The sequence below is a fragment of the Streptomyces sp. NBC_00663 genome (assembly GCF_036226885.1).
Classification (GTDB): domain Bacteria; phylum Actinomycetota; class Actinomycetes; order Streptomycetales; family Streptomycetaceae; genus Streptomyces.
On the sequence record NZ_CP109027.1, the window covers coordinates 7,139,204 to 7,156,491 of the forward strand.

A 17,288-nucleotide genomic window follows, 5' to 3' on the forward strand; every position below is an offset into this window, starting at 1 on the left:
CGTCCCCATCCACGCTTTTCGCTCCGCCCAGTGTACGGCGCCGCGCGGACAGCGGCCGACCGGTTTTTCCGGGCCCGGGGGCGCGGGCGCCGAGGGTGGCGGAGTGACCCGAATGGAGCGGTACGCGTGTTCGGATTCCGGGACGTGTGGTCCGGCGGATTACCGGGCGGGGAGCTGGGCACAACGCTTGCATGCCTGACGTGCTCTCTGCGTGAGGCGGGCGAATCGGGCGGTGCGTCCCGTTGCCGCGGGACTCAAGTCGATTTATCGTCCCAGCACGATTCGCGTGCAAGATCACAAAATGTGAAGGGGCCGCGGCCATGGTGGCGAAGAAGACCGCCGATCAGAAGTCGGCGTCGGGCAGATCCACACATGCCTCCGGCGGTGCGGCCAAGGACGTGGGCGGGAAGAAGGCCGTGGGGGCGGCCGCGAAAAAGCCGACGGCCAAGAAGGCCGTGAGCAAGAAGTCCGTGACCAAGAAGGCCGTGACCAAGAAGACCGCCGCGAAGGAAGCGGCTGGGACGGCTGGGACGGCTAAGACGCCGGGAGAGAAGGCGGTGGTGAAGAAGGCGGCGGTGAGGAAAACGGCCGCCAAGAAGACCGCTGCCACGAAGAGCACCACCTCGACGACCTCGAAAAGCACGAAAAGTACCTCCACGAAGAGTGCGGCCGGCGAGAGCGCGGCCGGGAAGACGGCCAAGAAGGCGGGCGCGGCGCAGGCCGCGAAGCAGACGGGAGCCACGACGGTGGTTGCGAAGAAGACTTCTGGCACGGCCACGGCGGCGAAGACCGCCGTCCCCAAGGCACGCCTCGTCGCGGCGGAGCCGGGCGAGCTCGCGGTCCGCCCCGGAGAGGACCCCTGGACCCCGGAGGAGGTCGCGGAGGCGCGCTCCGAGCTACAGTCCGAGGCCCTGCGGCTGCGCTCCGAGATCACGACGTCCGAGGAGTCCCTCGTGGGTCTGATGCGGGACTCCGGGGACGGCGCGGGCGACGACCAAGCCGACACCGGCACCAAGAACATCACGCGCGAGCACGAGATGGCCCTCGCGGCCAACGCGCGCGAGATGCTCGAACAGACCGAGCGGGCGCTGGACCGGCTCGACGCGGGTACCTACGGTCTGTGCGAGAACTGCGGCAACCCGATCGGCAAGGCGCGGATGCAGGCGTTCCCGCGCGCGACCCTGTGCGTCGAGTGCAAGCAGAAGCAGGAACGCCGGTACTGAGGGTCCGCAGGGGTGTGCCGTACCCTCGTCCTCAGTCAGGCACCTAGGTTGAGGGACTCACGTGACCGAAGCGGAGCGCATGATCGGTACGCCGGACACCCCTGAGGGGGGCGGGGCCGAGCCGGAGCGGGCAGCCGGGCAGGAGGGCGTCGAGGAGCGGCCCCAGCCCAGGGGCAAGCGCCGGATCGCCGTGCTGTTCGCCGTCGCCGCCTTCGCGTACCTCCTCGACCTCGGCAGCAAGCTGCTCGTGGTGGCCAAGCTGGAGCACCACGACTCGATCGAGATCATCGGGGACTGGCTGAAGTTCGAGGCGATCCGCAACGCGGGCGCCGCCTTCGGTTTCGGCGAGGCCTTCACCGTGATCTTCACGGTGATCGCGGCGGCCGTGATCGTGGTCATCGCCCGCCTCGCCCGCAAGCTCTACAGCCTGCCCTGGGCGATCGCGCTCGGCCTGCTCCTCGGCGGTGCGCTCGGCAACCTCACCGACCGGATCTTCCGCTCGCCCGGCGTCTTCGAGGGCGCGGTCGTCGACTTCATCGCGCCGAAGCACTTCGCGGTGTTCAACCTGGCCGACTCGGCGATCGTGTGCGGCGGCATCCTGATCGTGCTGCTGTCCTTCAAGGGCCTCGACCCGGACGGGACCGTCCACAAGGACTGAGGCCCGTTATCCACAGGCGCCGGTCGGGGCTGTCGGTGCGGTCCTGCATACTCGACGGGTGAGCACGCTTCCCGAGATCCGAACCCTGCCCGTGCCGGACGGCCTGGAGGGCGAGCGCGTCGACGCCGCCATCTCCCGGATGTTCGGCTTCTCCCGCACCAAGGCGGCCGAGCTGGCGGCGGCGGGCAAGGTCCAGGTCGACGGGTCCGTGGTCGGCAAGTCCGAGCGCGTGCACGGCGGCGCCTGGCTGGAGGTCGAGATGCCCGGCGCGCCCGCGCCCGTGCAGATCGTCGCCGAGCCGGTCGAGGGCATGGAGATCATCCATGACGACGACGACGTGGTGGTCATCGTCAAGCCCGTCGGAGTCGCCGCCCATCCGTCGCCCGGCTGGACCGGACCGACCGTCATCGGCGGCCTCGCCGCCGCCGGGTACCGCATCTCGACCTCCGGCGCCGCCGAGCGCCAGGGCATCGTGCACCGCCTCGACGTCGGCACCTCAGGGCTGATGGTGGTCGCCAAGTCCGAGCGCGCGTACACCTCGCTCAAGCGCCAGTTCAAGGAGCGCACGGTCGACAAGCGCTACCACACCCTCGTCCAGGGCCACCCGGACCCGACGAGCGGCACCATCGACGCCCCCATCGGCCGCCACCCGAACCACGACTACAAGTGGGCGGTCACCGCGGACGGCAAGGCGTCGGTCACCCACTACGACCTCATCGAGGCGTTCCGCGCGGCCTCCCTGCTCGACGTGAAACTGGAGACGGGCCGCACCCACCAGATCCGCGTCCACATGGCCGCCCACCGCCACCCCTGCGTCGGCGACCTCACCTACGGCGCCGACCCGACCCTCGCCAAGCGGCTGCGCCTGACCCGGCAGTGGCTGCACGCGGTCCGCCTGGGCTTCGAGCACCCCGGGGACGGACAGTGGGCCGAGTTCGCCAGCGACTACCCGGAGGACCTCCAGCAGGCCCTCGACCAGGTCCGCGAGGAGACGTACGCGTGAGCCTGCCGTCGTACACCGTGCGGGTCGCCGAGGACCCCGCCGACCGGGAGATGTGCTTCGCCGTGCGCAAGCAGGTCTTCGTCGTCGAGCAGGGCGTTCCGGAGGATCTGGAGTACGACGCGTACGACGCCGTGGCGGTGCATGTGCTGGCCGTGCGGGACGACGGGGTGGCGCTGGGCACCGGGCGGCTGCTCCACGGCTCCCAGGCCGCCGAGAAGGTCGGCGGTGATCTCACCCTGGGGTCGCTGGGGCGGCTCGCGGTCGCCGAGGAGGCGCGCGGTCTCGGCGTCGGCGTGGCGCTCGTACGGGCCATCGAGGACGCGGCACGCGCGCGGGGGCTCGCGGCGGTGGATCTGCACGCGCAGACGCACGCGCTGGGGTTCTACGAGCGGCTCGGGTACGAGGCGTACGGGCCGGAGTACCTGGAGGCGGGGATTGCGCACCAGGGGATGCGGCGCGCGCTGTAACTGATCGGCGTGGCCGTCATGGCAGGCTGGATGACTGGAGATTCCTGCTCGTCCGACCCGCCGGAGCCTGACCGTGGATCAGTTGGCCCTGCTGTTCATGCTGTTGCTCGGGGCCGTGGTGAGTGTCCCGGTGGGGGACCGGTTCAAATTGCCGGCGCCGGTGCTCATGACGCTTCTCGGCATCGTGCTCGCGCTGCTCGACTTCGTGCCCAACGTCGATGTCGCGCCCGACCTCATCCTGCCCCTCCTGCTGCCGCCGCTGCTCTACGCGGCCGTACGCCGCACCTCCTGGCGGCAGTTCGCGGCCAACGTACGGCCGATCCTGCTGCTGGCCGTGGCGCTGGTGTTCGTCACCACTCTGTGCGTGGCCCTCGTCGCCCACGCGATCGTGCCGGGGCTGCCGCTCGCCGCCGCCGTGGCGCTCGGCGCGCTGGTCGCGCCGCCCGACCCGGTCGCGGCGACCGCCGTCGCCGGGCAACTGGGGCTGCCGCGGCGGCTGGTGTCGATCCTGGAGGGCGAGGGGCTCTTCAACGACGTGACGGCGATCGTGCTGTACCACGTGGCGATCGCCGCGGCCGTCAGCGGTTCCTTCCACGCCGGGGAGGCCGCGCTCGAACTGGTGCTGTCCGCGGTCGTCGCCCTCGTCGTGGGGGTGGTCCTCGGCTGGTGCGCCAACAAGCTGATGGACCTGCTCGGCGACGCGACCCTCCAGATCGGGCTCACGCTCCTCGTGCCGTACGCCTCCTATGTCCTGGCCGAGGAACTGCACGGCTCCGGAGTGCTCGCGGTGCTCACCACCGCGCTGTTCCTCGCCGAGTACGCCACCGACCCCGACGACGTGGCCACCCGGCTGGCCGGGCACACCTTCTGGGACATCGTCGACACGCTCGTCACCGGCGTCGCCTTCGGGCTGATCGGCCTCGAACTGCACAACGCCATCCGGACCGCGTCCGGGCGGTGGGGCGAGATGCTCGGCTGGGCCGCCGCGATCGTCGCGGTCGTCGTCCTCGTACGCCTGCTGTGGCTGATGCCCGCGACCTGGGTCGCCAAGCGGCTGCACGCGAAGCAGGACTACGACGAGGAGATCCCGATGACCTGGCGGGAGACGGTCGTCATGTGGTGGTCGGGGATGCGGGGCGTGGCGTCCGTGGCGTTGGCGCTGGCGATCCCGCTGAAGACCGACGAGGGGGGCGCCTTTCCCGACCGGGACGAGATCGTGTTCATCGCGTTCGGCGTCATCATGGCGACCCTGGTGCTCCAGGGGCTGACCCTGCCGTGGCTGGTGGAGCGGCTCGGGGTGGAGGCCGACACCGAGCGGGAGAAGGAGTTCGAGAAGAACCTCGCCATCCGGGCCGCCAAGGCCGCCAAGCGGCGGCTGAGGGAGATCGAGGAGGTCGAGGAGCTGCCGGAGGAGCTGTCCGAGCAGATGCTGCGGCGGGCCTTCGACATCGGCGTGCGGATCAGTCCCGACATGGGGGACGAGGAGCGGCGCGAGGCGCATCAGCAGCGGGCGAAGCGGTTGAAGCGGGTGCGGCGGATCCAGGGCGAGATGATGAGCGCGGCGCGGCACGAGGTGATGGCGGCGCGCAGTGAGCCGGGGGCGGATCCTGAGGTGGTGGATCGGGTGCTTCGGCATCTGGACGTGCGTAGCCTGCGGTGATCTTGGGTGTTCTCCCGCCCGCGCACCGCCTGTTTCCAGTTCGTGAAAGGGTTCCGTTTCCCGTGGGGGACCATCGCCGTCGGAGGCTTTCCGCTCGTACCCTCGGATCATGGCTCGCAATGTCGTAATCAGTGGTGGCGGTACGGGAATCGGGCTCGCTGCGGCCCGTGTCTTCGCGGCGGACGGGGACCGGGTGCTGTTGCTCGGGCGGCGGAAGGCGGTGCTGGAGGAGGCCGGGGTGCCCGGGGCGCTGACGTATGCCGCCGATCTCAGTGACACGGGGGATGTGCGCGGGGTCGCCGAGTTCGTCGGGCGGGAGCTCGGGGCCGTGGATGTCCTGGTCCACAGTGCCGGTGGGAACGGGCAGTTGGAACCCGCTGCCCCCGGGGGCGATCCGCTGGACGCCGCCGCGCACCACTGGACCGTCAACTTCCGGCTCAATCTGCTGACCGCGGCGCTGCTCACCGAGGCCCTCAGGGACCGGCTCGCCTCGCCGGGCGGGCGGGTGCTGTTCGTCAGCTCCATCGCCGCCTACCGGGGGTCCGGGAGCGGGGCGTACGGGGCCGCCAAGGCGGGTCTGCATCCCTACGCCCATGATCTGGCCCGGGATCTCGGGCCGCGCGGGATCACCGTGAACGTCGTCGCGCCCGGCTATGTCGAGGACACCGAGTTCTTCGGCGGCGCCATCGACCCCGCCCGGCGGGAGCGGCTGATCAATGACACCGCCACCGGGCGCCCCGGCACCCCCGGGGACATCGCCGAGACGCTGCACTGGCTGGCCTCGCCCGGCGCTGGGCACGTCACTTCGCAGATCGTGCAGGTCAACGGGGGCGCCGAGCGAGGCAATTGACGGTTCAGCGGCTCTGCCTCGGCGGCTCGTGCGCCCTGCGGGGCACGCCGTCCGGGGAGGCGGACGGGCGGGAGCCGTTGAAGCCCGGGGGCAGGGCCGAGTCGGCCGTGTTGACGCGGGGCAGGGCGTAGGGGTGGCGTTGGGTCAGCCAGCGGATCATCTGCTCGCGGACCGTGACCCGCACCTTCCAGATGTCGTCGGCGTCCTTGGCGGTCACCAGGGCCCGCACCTGCATGGTGTTGGGCGTCGAGTCCGTGACCGTCAGATCACAGGCGCGGCCGTCCCACGCCGGGCACTCGCGGAGGATGTCGCGGAGTTTCTCGCGCATCGCCTCCATCGGCGCCGAGTGGTCCAGATGCCAGTAGACGATGCCGGTCATCTGGGCCCCGCCGCGCGACCAGTTCTCGAACGGCTTCGAGGTGAAGTACGACACGGGCATGGTGATCCGGCGCTCGTCCCAGGTCCGGACCGTCAGGAAGGTCAGCGTGATCTCCTCGACCGTGCCCCACTCGCCGTCCACCACGACCGTGTCCCCCAGGCGGACCATGTCGCCGAACGCGATCTGGAACCCGGCGAACATGTTGCTCAGCGTGGACTGCGCCGCGACACCGGCGACGATGCCGAGGATGCCGGCCGAGGCCAGCAGCGAGGCACCGGCCGCGCGCATCGCCGGGAACGTCAGCAGCATCGCGGCGACGGCCACGACGGCGACGATCGCGGTGACCACCCGTGTGATGAGGGTCACCTGGGTACGGACGCGACGGACCCGGGCGGGGTCGCGCTGGGCGCGGGAGTAGCGCGTGTACGTCGTCTCGACGACCGCGGCCGCGATCCGGACCATCAGCCACGCCGTCGCCCCGATGAGGACCAGCGTCAGTGTCCGGCCGATACCGACCCGGTGCTCCATCAGCACCCGTGCCTCGTCGTAGGACCCTCTGAGCAGGGCCGCGAAGATGACGAGCTGGTAGGGGATGCGGCCGCGGCGCAGCAGACCCCACAGCGGGGTCTCGCTCTGCCCTTGGTCGGCCTTGCGCATCAGCAGATCGGTCGCCCAGCCGATGAGAAGCGTGAGCACGACCGAGCCGCCGACGACGATCAGCGGGCGCAGTACGTTCTCCATGTGTCCGACCGTACTGGCACGATGGGCCTCATGAACATCATGCTCTTTCACTCGACGTACGGTCTGCGGCCCGCGGTGCGCGCGGCGGCGGACCGGCTGCGCGCCGCCGGACACCAGGTCTGGACGCCGGACCTCTTCGAGGGCAGCACGTTCGAGACGGTCGAGGAGGGCATGGAGTTCAAGGAGAGCATCGGCAAGGACGAGCTGCTGAAGCGGGCCGTGCTGGCCGCCGCGCCCTATTCCGAGCGGGGGCTCGTCTACGCCGGGTTCTCCTTCGGTGCCTCCGTCGCGCAGACCCTCGCTCTCGGCGACGACAAGGCGCGCGGGCTGCTGCTTCTGCACGGCACCTCGGACATCGCCGCCAACGCGGCCGTGGACGAGCTGCCGGTCCAGCTGCATGTCGCCGAGCCGGACCAGTTCGAGACGGACGACTGGCTGAGTTCCTGGTATCTCCAGATGGGCCGCGCGGGCGCGGACGTGGAGATCTACCGGTACGCCGGGGCCGGCCACCTCTACACCGACCCCGACCTGCCCGACTACGACGAGGAGGCCGCCGAGGCCACCTGGCGGGTGGCCCTCGGCTTCCTGGAGACCCTCTAGATCAGCCGGTTCAGCCCGCGGCGCGGTAGGCCGCGAAGCTCTGCTGCATGCGCGTCACCTGGCCCGAGGTGAACTGGTACATGCAGTTGTCGTACGTGTAGTCCATGAAGTTGTGGATCGGGTCGACGCCGGTCTTGTTGGTGCAGCTGTCGCGGCCGGTCGGGCACTCGAAGGCGGCGCTCTTCTCGGCCGGGGTGTCGCTGACGTAGTCGCCGTTGCCGTTACAGCCGCCCTGGAAGGTGTGGTAGAGCCCCATCCAGTGGCCGACCTCGTGGGTGGCGGTGTCGCCCTCGTTGTAGTTGGTCGCCGAGCCGCCGGGCAGGGACGTGTCGAGGATGACGACACCGTCCATGGAGGGGCTGGACTTGTAGGAGCTGGGGAAGGTGGCCCAGCCGAGGAGGCCGCCGCCGAGGTTGGCGGTGTAGATGTTGAGCGCGTTCGCGCCGCCCTTGCGCAGGGCGGTCTTCATCGCCTTCTCCGCCGTGGAGCCGGAACCGACGTTGTACCAGGTGGCGTTGTCGGTGTAGTCCGTGCCGGCCAGCGTGAACTGGTAGCCGGAGTCGACGTTTCCGGTGCCCTGGCCGGCGTAGGCCGCGTTCAGGACGTTCATCTGGGCGGTGATGGCGGACGAGCTGAGGTTGCCGGTGGCGCCGTCGTGGATGACGTGGAAGTACACCGGGATGCTGGTGGAGGCCGCGGCGGCGAGGCTGCGGCTGCCGGACGAGGGCAGCTTGTCGAGCTTGGCGCGCAGATCGGCGTCCATCGCCTGGGCCTTGGCGGTGCTGACCTCGTTGGGCTCGGCGACGTTCTCGCCGCTGCCCGGGCGGGACTCGCGGGCCGCCGCGTGGGTGTCCGTGTCGGCGCAGTCGGCGGCCGGAGTCTGGGCCGCGGCGATTCCGGTGGGTGCCGACAACGGGGTGAGCATCAGGGTTCCGGCCATCACGGCCGTACCGAGAAGGCGTCTGCGCATAACAGGGGATATCCGGGCAAGCGCACGCATGCTGACTCCTAGCTGATGCGTTGGGGAGAGCGGACGCAGGGGTCTTCCTGGCCGCCGCCCGGAGATTACGTGTACATGCCCAGCCTGTAAATGCTTTCCGATCACCTTCTGACTTCGGGCGAGGGGCGCGGCCGTATACGAACACGGGCCGCACCCCTCGCCGTTGGCCGGAACCTGACTACACGGGGTCGTAAGTCCGCTCGACCTTCTGCGTACCGGTCCTCGTGCGGTACGAACGCGCCCAGGACGAGGTCGCGTTGGCCTTCGTCTTGTCGGAGACGACGTAGTAATCCATCTGCGCGCGGTCGGCGGTGATGTCCAGGACGCCGTAGCCGTGGCGGTCGGTGTCGACCCAGTGGACATGCCGGTTGGCCAGCTTGATGATCGGCGCGGCGACCGCGGAGACCGTGCCCTCGGGGACCTTCACGAGGTCGTCGAGGTTGTCCGAGGTCACCGAGGTGACGACGAACTCGGTCGCGGCCGAGGCCGACAGCGGGTACGTACCGGCGTCCACCGGTACGTCGTTGGCCCACGCCATGTGGATGTCACCGGTCAGGAACACGGTGTTGCGAATCGCGTTCGAGCGCAGATGGGCCAGGAGTTCACGGCGGTCGTCCGTGTAGCCGTCCCACTGGTCGGTGTTGAGGGCGAGGCCCTCCTGCGGCAGGCCCAGCAGCTTGGCGAGCGGCTTGAGCAGGTCGGCGGAGAGCGAGCCGATCGCGAACGGCGAGATCATCACCGAGTTGCCGACCAGCCGCCAGGTGGTGTCGGAGGACTTCAGGCCCGCCTTCAGCCAGTCCAGTTGGGCCCGCCCGGTGAGGGTGCGGTCCGGGTCGTCGACCGAGCCGTTCCCGACGGAGACCTGCTGCGAACGGAAGGACCGCAGATCGAGGAGCGACAGGTCGACCAACTTGCCGAAGCGCAGCCGCCGGTAGGTCGTCCCCGCGATCGCCGGGCGCACCGGCATCCACTCGAAGTACGCCTGCTTCGCGGCGGCCTGGCGCGCGGCCCAGGCGCCCTCCGTGCCCTCGGTGTGGTTCTCGGCCCCGCCCGACCAGGCGTCGTTGGCGAACTCGTGGTCGTCCCAGATCGCGACGACCGGGGCCACCGCGTGCAGCGCCTGAAGGTCGGCGTCGGTCTTGTACTTCCCGTGCCGGACGCGGTAGTCGGCGAGGCTGAGGATCTCGTGGGTCGGCGCGTGCTGCCGTACGACGGTGTCGCGCGTCCCGTACTCGCCGGTGCCGTACTCGTAGATGTAGTCGCCCAGATGGAGCCAGGCGTCCAGGTCGCCGCGGGCCGCGAGATGGCGGTACGACGCGAAGTAGCCAGCCTCCCAGTTGGCGCAGGAGACCACGCCGAAGCGGAGGTTCGTGACGGCCGCGTCCGCCGCCGGCGCGGTGCGGGTACGCGCCGCCGGGGAGTCGGTGCCGCCCGCGGAGAAGCGGAACCAGTAGTCGGTGGCCGGGGCGAGGCCGCGCACGTCGGCCTTGACGGTGTGGTCGGAGGCGGCGGTCGCGGTGACCGAGCCCTTGGCGACGATGTTCGTGAACGCCTTGTCCAGGGCGACGATCCAGCTCACCTCGGTGTCCGGGCCGAGCCCGGAGCCGGGTATCGCCGCGGCCACGGGGGTCACCCGGGTCCACAGCAGGACGCCGTCCGGGAGCGGGTCGCCGGAGGCGACGCCGTGCAGGAAGGCGGGGGCCTCGTCGGCGGCGCCGGCGGGGAAGGGGGCCGCGACGAGGACGGCGCCCGCGGTGGCGGCGGCGGCCTTCACGACCGTACGGCGGCGTGGCGCCAGGGAGTTGAGGCGCTCGGATGCTCTGTGTCTACTGGTCACGACCGATCAGGTTACTGATCGGTATGAACGAGAGCGGGCGAACCGGTGAAAGTTCGCCCGCTCTTTGCCCGAAGGCCTGGATCAGGCCTTCAGGGCCGCCTCGAGCGCGGTGTTGAACTCGGCCACCGTCATCGGCGCGTTCTCGCCGTCGGAGCCGGTCAGGTTCTTGCCGTCCATCTGCAGGGTCGGGGTGCCGCCCACGCCGGCCTTGTCGAACACCTTGGACTCCTCCAGCGCCCACTTGTCGTAGGTGCCGTCCTTCACGTCCTTCTGGAACTGCTTGTTGTTCTTCAGGGCGTCGACCGTGTTGGCGACCTTGATGAGGTAGGCGTCGTCCTTGAACTTGTCGTCGGTCTCCTCGGGGTGCCACTTCGTCGAGTACATCGCGGTCTTGTACTCGAGGAAGGCCTCGGGGCTGACGTTGAGCGCGGCGCCGAGCGCGCTGAGGGCGTTCTTGGAGCCCTCGCCGGTCAGCTTGTCGTCCAGGAAGGTGGCGCCGACGTACTGGATCTTGAACTTGCCGGCGTCGAGGTCCTTCTTCACGGTCGGGCCGACCGTCTGCTCGAACTGGGCGCAGACCGGGCAGCGCGAGTCCTCGTACATGACGAGGGTCTTCTTGGCGCTGCTCTTGCCGATGACGACGGTCGTGCCGTTCGTGCCGGTGGTGTTGGCCGGCTTGACGAGCTTGTCGTTCTTGGCGTCTTCCCAGTAGCCGGGCTTGTTGTTCTGGACGACGGCGTAGCCGATGCCTCCGGCTATCGCGAGGACGCCCACTATGGAGCAGGCGACGATGACCTGCCGCTTGATCTTGTCGCGCTTGGCCTGGCGCTCGCGCTCCAGACGCAGCCGCTCGCGGGCCGCCGTCTTCGCCGCCTGGCTGTTCCGCTTGCTCATGGGTGATCTCCGTAAGGGGACGCGCACACGTCGTGTGCGGATACGTAAGAGGGAGTGGTGATGCTCGGTGCTGTTCGGGTGGGTCAGGCGAAAGCGACCGAGCACGGCGGTCCACGCCGTCCCAGGGAGTGCACGAGGATCCGATCGCGCGCGGTGGCCGTACGGCGACCGGGGTGGAGCGGGCGGCGCGGTGCCGGGGTGCGGCGGACCGCCACGGCGGCGACCGCCAGCAGGAGCGGCCGGAACGTCGTCGCCGACACCGCGCGCAACAGCTGGGCCAGCGCCCGCTCGCCGCGGCGCAGCCAGACGGCGGCCAGCAGACCCACGCCGATGTGCGCGCCGAGCAGCAGCCAGGCGGCCTGCGGGTCGGCGTGGGCGAGGAGGGACGCCAGCCGGTCGGTGTCGGTGCCCGTGACGCGGGCCAGAGGGCTGCCGACACTGGTGCCGTCACCGCAGAACACGTCCCAGCCGACCGAGCGCAGCGGTCCCGCGACGGGGCCGCCCGCGGCGCCGTAACAGACGTGCTGCCCGGTGGTGAGGGCGGTGTCGGCGGCCAGCTCCAGGGGGACGAGCAGGGCGGCGATCCGCCCGAAGCTCCGCTCCCGGCCGGCCAGCGCGTACGCCACGGCGAACACGGCGGCCGCGACCAGGGCCACCGTGTTCAGCGGCAGCGGGGCCCGGGACAGCAGCACGTGCGACGCGGTGCTGAGCGTCACGACGAGTGCCGTGAACAGCGCCGCGCGGAGCGCTCGTAGCTGGGTCCCGGATATGTCCATAGCGGAGAGAGTGTGTCACGCGGGCCTGTAAGGGACCGCTAAAAGCTCCCTGTGAGCGGCCCTATCGTTATGGACACCCGCGCGGTTTCCGTCACAGACCCGGGATCCGGCCGTTGCGGAACAGGTCGACGAAGATCTGGTGGTCGGTACGCGCGCGTGCGCCGTAGTCGTGCGCGAAGGAGACCAGGAGGTCGGCGAAGCCGTCCTCGTCGGCCGCGATCGCCGCGTCGATGGCCCGCTCGGTGGAGAACGGCACCAGGGACTCGCCGGACTGGTCGTCCGCCGCCGCGTGCATGGTGGCCGTGGCCCGGCCGAGGTCGGCGACGACCGCCGCGATCTCCTCCGTGTCGTCGATGTCACTCCAGTCCAGGTCCACCGCGTACGGCGAGACCTCGGCGACCAGCTGCCCCGCCCCGTCCAGCTCGGTCCAGCCCAGCCACGGGTCGGCGTGCGCCTGGAGGGCGCGCTGGGAGATCACCGTGCGGTGGCCCTCGTGCTGGAAGTAGCCGCGGATCGCCGGGTCGGTGATGTGCCGGGAGACGGCCGGGGTCTGGGCCTGCTTGATGTAGATCACGACGTCGTTCTCCAACGCGTCGCTGTGGCCCTCCAGGAGGATGTTGTACGACGGGAGCCCCGCCGAGCCGATGCCGATCCCGCGCCGGCCGACCACGTCCTTCACGCGGTAGGAGTCCGGGCGGGCCAGCGAGGTCTCCGGCAGGGTCTCCAGGTAACCGTCGAAGGCCGCCAGCACCTTGTAGCGCGTGGCCGCGTCCAGCTCGATGGAGCCGCCGCCCGGGGCGAAGCGGCGCTCGAAGTCACGGATCTCCGTCATCGACTCAAGGAGCCCGAAGCGGGTCAGCGAGCGGGCGTCGCGCAGCGCGTCCAGGAGCGGGCCCTCGGCGGTGTCCAGGGTGAAGGGCGGCACCTCGTCGCTCTTGGCGCCGGTCGCCAGCGCGTGGATGCGCTCGCGGTACGCGCCCGCGTACACCCCCACCAGCTCGGTGATCTGCTCGTCGCTGAGGGCCTTGGCGTAGCCGATCAGGGCGATGGAGGCGGAGAAGCGCTTGAGGTCCCAGGTGAAGGGGCCGACGTAGGCCTCGTCGAAGTCATTGACGTTGAAGATCAGCCGGCCGTTGGCGTCCATGTACGTGCCGAAGTTCTCCGCGTGCAGGTCGCCGTGGATCCACACGCGCGAGGTGCGCTCGTCCAGGTACGGGCCGCCTCGCCTGTCTGCTTCGAGGTCGTTGTAGAACAGGCACGCCGTCCCCCGGTAGAACGCGAACGCCGAGGCCGCCATCTTGCGGAACTTCACGCGGAACGCGGCCGGGTCGGCGGCCAGGAGCTCGCCGAACGCGGTGTCGAAGACGGCGAGGATCTCCTCGCCGCGAGGCTCGTCGTTGAGCTGCGGTACCGACATCGCTGGGTGCCTCCTGGTGCATGTGTACGACAGCGTTTCTGTCGTCTCAACGGGCGGGAGCGGACGAAAGTGCCCGCGGAATCCCTCGCTGTGAAGGTACGCGGGGCGGGCCCCGGAGTGTCAGTGCCGAGGCATAGACTTCCGAGCTGTCCCCCGAACTGTGCGCCAGCCGTCGCCGACTGTTTTCCCTGGAGGCCAAACCGTGTCGAAGCCGCCGTTCACGCACCTGCACGTCCACACCCAGTACTCCCTGCTGGACGGTGCCGCGCGGCTGAAGGACATGTTCGACGCGTGCAACGAGATGGGCATGACCCATATCGCCATGTCCGACCACGGCAACCTCCACGGGGCGTACGACTTCTTCCACACCGCGAAGAAGGCCGGGGTCACGCCGATCATCGGGATCGAGGCCTATGTCGCCCCCGAGTCCCGGCGCAACAAGCGCAAGATCCAGTGGGGCCAGCCCCACCAGAAGCGGGACGACGTCTCCGGTTCGGGTGGTTACACCCACAAGACGATCTGGGCGGCGAACGCGACGGGCCTGCACAACCTCTTCAAGCTCTCCTCGGACGCCTACGCCGAGGGCTGGCTCCAGAAGTGGCCCAGGATGGACAAGGAGACCATCTCCCAGTGGTCCGAGGGCCTCATCGCCTCCACCGGCTGCCCCTCCGGCGAGCTCCAGACCCGCCTTCGCCTCGGCCAGTTCGACGAGGCCCTGAAGTCGGCCGCCGAGTACCAGGACATCTTCGGCAAGGACCGCTACTTCCTCGAGCTGATGGACCACGGCATCGAGATCGAGCACCGGGTCCGTGACGGCCTGCTGGAGATCGGCAAGAAGCTCGGCATCCCGCCGCTGGTGACCAACGACTCGCACTACACGTACGCGCACGAGGCGACGGCCCACGACGCGCTGCTGTGCATCCAGACCGGCAAGAACCTCTCCGACCCGGACCGCTTCAAGTTCGACGGCACCGGCTACTACCTGAAGTCCACGGACGAGATGTACGCCGTCGACTCCTCCGACGCCTGGCAGGAGGGCTGCCGCAACACCCTCCTGGTCGCCGAGCAGGTCGACACCACCGGCATGTTCGAGGCCAAGAACCTCATGCCGAAGTTCGACATCCCCGAGGGCTACACCGAGGTCACCTGGTTCCGCGAGGAGACCATGCGCGGCATGGCCCGCCGCTTCCCGGACGGCATCCCGGACGACCGCATGAAGCAGGTCGAGTACGAGATGGACACCATCATCTCGATGGGCTTCCCGGGCTACTTCCTCGTGGTCGCCGACTTCATCATGTGGGCCAAGAAGCAGGGCATCGCGGTCGGCCCGGGCCGAGGCTCCGCGGCCGGTTCGATCGTCGCCTACGCCATGGGCATCACCGACCTCGACCCGATCCCGCACGGCCTGATCTTCGAGCGGTTCCTCAACCCCGAGCGCATCTCCATGCCCGACGTCGACATCGACTTCGACGAGCGTCGGCGCGTCGAGGTGATCAGGTACGTGACGGAGAAGTACGGCTCGGACAAGGTCGCCATGATCGGCACCTACGGCAAGATCAAGGCCAAGAACGCGATCAAGGACTCCGCGCGCGTGCTGGGCTACCCGTACGCGATGGGCGACCGCCTGACCAAGGCCATGCCCGCCGACGTCCTGGGCAAGGGCATCGACCTCGACGGCATCACCAACCCCTCGCACCCGCGCTACAGCGAGGCCGGCGAGATCCGCGCGATGTACGAGAACGAACCGGACGTGAAGAAGGTCATCGACACCGCCAAGGGCGTCGAGGGCCTGGTCCGGCAGATGGGTGTGCACGCGGCCGGCGTGATCATGTCCAGCGAGCCCATCGTCGACCACGCCCCGATCTGGGTGCGGCACACCGACGGCGTGACCATCACACAGTGGGACTATCCGCAGTGCGAGTCGCTCGGCCTGCTGAAGATGGACTTCCTGGGCCTGCGCAACCTGACGATCATGGACGACGCCGTCAAGATGGTGAAGTCCAACAAGGGCATCGACCTCGACCTGCTGGCCCTGCCGCTGGACGACCCGAAGACCTTCGAACTCCTCCAGCGCGGTGAGACGCTCGGCGTCTTCCAGTTCGACGGCGGCCCCATGCGCTCGCTGCTGCGGCTGATGAAGCCCGACAACTTCGAAGACATCTCCGCCGTCTCGGCCCTGTACCGGCCGGGCCCGATGGGCATGGACTCGCACACCAACTACGCGCTGCGCAAGAACAAGCTCCAGGAGATCACCCCGATCCACCCCGAGCTGGAGGAGCCGCTCCGGGAGGTCCTGGACGTCACCTACGGCCTGATCGTCTACCAGGAGCAGGTGCAGAAGGCCGCCCAGATCATCGCCGGGTACTCGCTCGGCGAGGCCGACATCCTGCGCCGCGTGATGGGCAAGAAGAAGCCCGAGGAACTGGCCAAGAACTTCACCATCTTCCAGGCCGGCGCCCAGAAGAACGGCTACAGCGACGAGGCCATCAAGGCCCTGTGGGACGTCCTGGTCCCGTTCGCCGGCTACGCGTTCAACAAGGCGCACTCGGCCGCGTACGGCCTGGTCTCGTACTGGACCGCCTACCTCAAGGCGAACCACCCCGCCGAGTACATGGCCGGACTGCTCACCTCGGTCAAGGACGACAAGGACAAGTCCGCGATCTATCTCAACGAGTGCCGGCGCATGGGCATCAAGGTGCTCCCGCCGAACGTGAACGAGTCGGTGCACAACTTCGCCGCCCAGGGCGACGACGTGATCCTCTTCGGCCTCGAAGCGGTGCGCAACGTCGGTACCAACGTGGTCGAGTCGATCATCAGGAGCCGCAAGGCCAAGGGGAAGTACGCCTCCTTCCCCGACTACCTCGACAAGGTCGAGGCGGTCGCCTGCAACAAGCGCACCACGGAGTCGCTGATCAAGGCGGGCGCCTTCGACACCATGGGGCACACCCGCAAGGGCCTCACCGCGCACTTCGAGCCGATGATCGACAACGTGGTGCAGGTCAAGCGCAAGGAGGCCGAGGGCCAGTTCGACCTCTTCGGCGGCATGGGCGAGGAGGAGACCAGCGAGCCCGGCTTCGGACTCGACGTGGAGTTCACCACCGACGAGTGGGACAAGGCCTATCTCCTCGCCCAGGAGCGGGAGATGCTCGGTCTCTATGTCTCCGACCACCCGCTCTTCGGCCTGGAGCACGTGCTGTCCGACAAGGCCGACGCGGGCATCGCCCAGCTCACCGGAGGTGAGCACGCGGACGGCGCGGTCGTCACCATCGGCGGCATCATCTCGGGCCTCCAGCGCAAGATGACCAAGCAGGGCAACGCCTGGGCGATCGCCACCGTCGAGGACCTCGCCGGCTCCATCGAGTGCATGTTCTTCCCTGCGACCTACCAGCTGGTGTCGACCCAACTCGTCGAGGACGCCGTCGTGTTCGTCAAGGGCCGCCTCGACAAGCGCGAGGACGTCCCCCGCCTGGTCGCGATGGAACTCCAGGTCCCCGACCTGTCCAACGCGGGCACCAACGCGCCCGTGATCCTCACCATCCCGGCAACGAGGGTCACCCCGCCGATGGTCAGCCGCCTCGGCGAGATCCTCAGCCACCACAAGGGCGAGAGCGAGGTCCGGATCAAGCTCCAGGGCCCGACCAAGACCACCGTCCTGCGCCTGGACCGGCACCGGGTGAAGCCGGATCCCGCACTCTTCGGCGACCTGAAGGTCCTGCTCGGCCCGTCCTGCCTGGCCGGTTAGCCGTACGTCGAGAGGGCGCACCCGGAAACCGGGTGCGCCCT

The 17,288-nt window shown here is 69.4% G+C and carries 14 protein-coding genes; 8 read left to right on the top strand and 6 right to left on the bottom strand.

Going from position 1 to position 17,288, the window contains the following annotated elements; translation table 11 throughout:
• Window positions 1-320: 320 nt before the first annotated feature.
• From OG866_RS32290 to OG866_RS32315, 6 genes are all read left to right on the top strand, one after another.
• Window positions 321-1,223 (top strand): TraR/DksA family transcriptional regulator, encoded by a 903-nt coding sequence (locus OG866_RS32290; protein ID WP_329340184.1) that lies wholly within the window; start codon window positions 321-323, stop codon window positions 1,221-1,223.
• A 61-nt stretch (window positions 1,224-1,284) separates the two neighbouring features.
• Window positions 1,285-1,881 carry a signal peptidase II gene (lspA, locus tag OG866_RS32295; protein ID WP_329340185.1) on the top strand — a complete coding sequence of 199 codons (597 nt, stop codon included), beginning with the start codon at window positions 1,285-1,287 and terminating at the stop codon, window positions 1,879-1,881.
• 58 nt (window positions 1,882-1,939) lie between these two features.
• Window positions 1,940-2,884, top strand: a complete 945-nt coding sequence (locus OG866_RS32300) for an RluA family pseudouridine synthase (RefSeq protein ID WP_329340187.1) — start codon at window positions 1,940-1,942, stop codon at window positions 2,882-2,884.
• Complete coding sequence (locus OG866_RS32305; protein ID WP_329340188.1) at window positions 2,881-3,351, top strand: GNAT family N-acetyltransferase; 471 nt, start codon at window positions 2,881-2,883, stop codon at window positions 3,349-3,351. The genes OG866_RS32300 and OG866_RS32305 overlap by 4 nt, the downstream gene beginning before the upstream one ends.
• Window positions 3,352-3,424: 73 nt before the next feature.
• On the top strand, window positions 3,425-5,011 hold the full coding sequence (locus OG866_RS32310; RefSeq protein ID WP_329340190.1) for a Na+/H+ antiporter: 1,587 nt from the start codon (window positions 3,425-3,427) through the stop codon (window positions 5,009-5,011).
• Window positions 5,012-5,120: 109 nt separating this feature from the next.
• The gene (locus OG866_RS32315; RefSeq protein ID WP_329340192.1) at window positions 5,121-5,861 is read left to right on the top strand and encodes an SDR family NAD(P)-dependent oxidoreductase; all 741 of its coding nucleotides are present in this window, start codon (window positions 5,121-5,123) and stop codon (window positions 5,859-5,861) included.
• A 4-nt stretch (window positions 5,862-5,865) separates the two neighbouring features.
• Here the strand turns inward: OG866_RS32315 and OG866_RS32320 are convergent, their stop codons facing one another.
• The gene (locus OG866_RS32320; RefSeq protein ID WP_329340193.1) at window positions 5,866-6,981 is read right to left on the bottom strand and encodes a mechanosensitive ion channel family protein; all 1,116 of its coding nucleotides are present in this window, start codon (window positions 6,979-6,981) and stop codon (window positions 5,866-5,868) included.
• A 30-nt stretch (window positions 6,982-7,011) separates the two neighbouring features.
• On the opposite strand from OG866_RS32320, the gene OG866_RS32325 reads away from it, so the two are divergent.
• Window positions 7,012-7,581: a dienelactone hydrolase family protein gene (locus tag OG866_RS32325; RefSeq protein WP_329344401.1), complete on the top strand. Its 570-nt coding sequence runs from the start codon at window positions 7,012-7,014 to the stop codon at window positions 7,579-7,581.
• 10 nt (window positions 7,582-7,591) lie between these two features.
• On the opposite strand, the gene OG866_RS32330 is transcribed toward OG866_RS32325, so the two are convergent.
• From OG866_RS32330 to OG866_RS32350, 5 genes are all read right to left on the bottom strand, one after another.
• Entirely contained in the window at window positions 7,592-8,581 is a 990-nt protein-coding gene (locus tag OG866_RS32330; protein WP_329340194.1) for a zinc metalloprotease, read from the bottom strand.
• Between the two features lie 178 nt (window positions 8,582-8,759).
• A complete protein-coding gene (locus OG866_RS32335; RefSeq protein WP_329340196.1) occupies window positions 8,760-10,418 on the bottom strand; it encodes an alkaline phosphatase D family protein in 1,659 nt (552 codons plus the stop codon).
• Between the two features lie 81 nt (window positions 10,419-10,499).
• Complete coding sequence (locus OG866_RS32340; protein WP_329340197.1) at window positions 10,500-11,312, bottom strand: thioredoxin domain-containing protein; 813 nt, start codon at window positions 11,310-11,312, stop codon at window positions 10,500-10,502.
• Window positions 11,313-11,395: 83 nt separating this feature from the next.
• Entirely contained in the window at window positions 11,396-12,088 is a 693-nt protein-coding gene (locus OG866_RS32345; RefSeq protein ID WP_329340198.1) for a hypothetical protein, read from the bottom strand.
• Between the two features lie 91 nt (window positions 12,089-12,179).
• Entirely contained in the window at window positions 12,180-13,505 is a 1,326-nt protein-coding gene (locus tag OG866_RS32350; RefSeq protein WP_329340201.1) for a DUF2252 domain-containing protein, read from the bottom strand.
• A gap of 202 nt (window positions 13,506-13,707) precedes the next feature.
• Here OG866_RS32350 and dnaE point away from each other — a divergent pair, with 202 nt between their 5' ends.
• Window positions 13,708-17,247, top strand: coding sequence for a DNA polymerase III subunit alpha (gene dnaE, locus OG866_RS32355; protein ID WP_329340203.1), 3,540 nt, complete (start codon window positions 13,708-13,710; stop codon window positions 17,245-17,247).
• Window positions 17,248-17,288 lie beyond the last annotated feature (41 nt).

Bases quoted from the DNA above. Each gene is read 5' to 3' on its own strand.
- OG866_RS32315 (WP_329340192.1), top strand. From the start codon at position 5,121: ATGGCTCGCAATGTCGTAATCAGTGGTGGCGGTACGGGAATCGGGCTC.
- OG866_RS32350 (WP_329340201.1), bottom strand. From the start codon at position 13,505: ATGTCGGTACCGCAGCTCAACGACGAGCCTCGCGGCGAGGAGATCCTC.
- OG866_RS32340 (WP_329340197.1), bottom strand. From the start codon at position 11,312: ATGAGCAAGCGGAACAGCCAGGCGGCGAAGACGGCGGCCCGCGAGCGG.
- OG866_RS32330 (WP_329340194.1), bottom strand. From the start codon at position 8,581: ATGCGTGCGCTTGCCCGGATATCCCCTGTTATGCGCAGACGCCTTCTC.
- OG866_RS32290 (WP_329340184.1), top strand. From the start codon at position 321: ATGGTGGCGAAGAAGACCGCCGATCAGAAGTCGGCGTCGGGCAGATCC.
- OG866_RS32320 (WP_329340193.1), bottom strand. From the start codon at position 6,981: ATGGAGAACGTACTGCGCCCGCTGATCGTCGTCGGCGGCTCGGTCGTG.
- OG866_RS32325 (WP_329344401.1), top strand. From the start codon at position 7,012: ATGAACATCATGCTCTTTCACTCGACGTACGGTCTGCGGCCCGCGGTG.
- OG866_RS32345 (WP_329340198.1), bottom strand. From the start codon at position 12,088: ATGGACATATCCGGGACCCAGCTACGAGCGCTCCGCGCGGCGCTGTTC.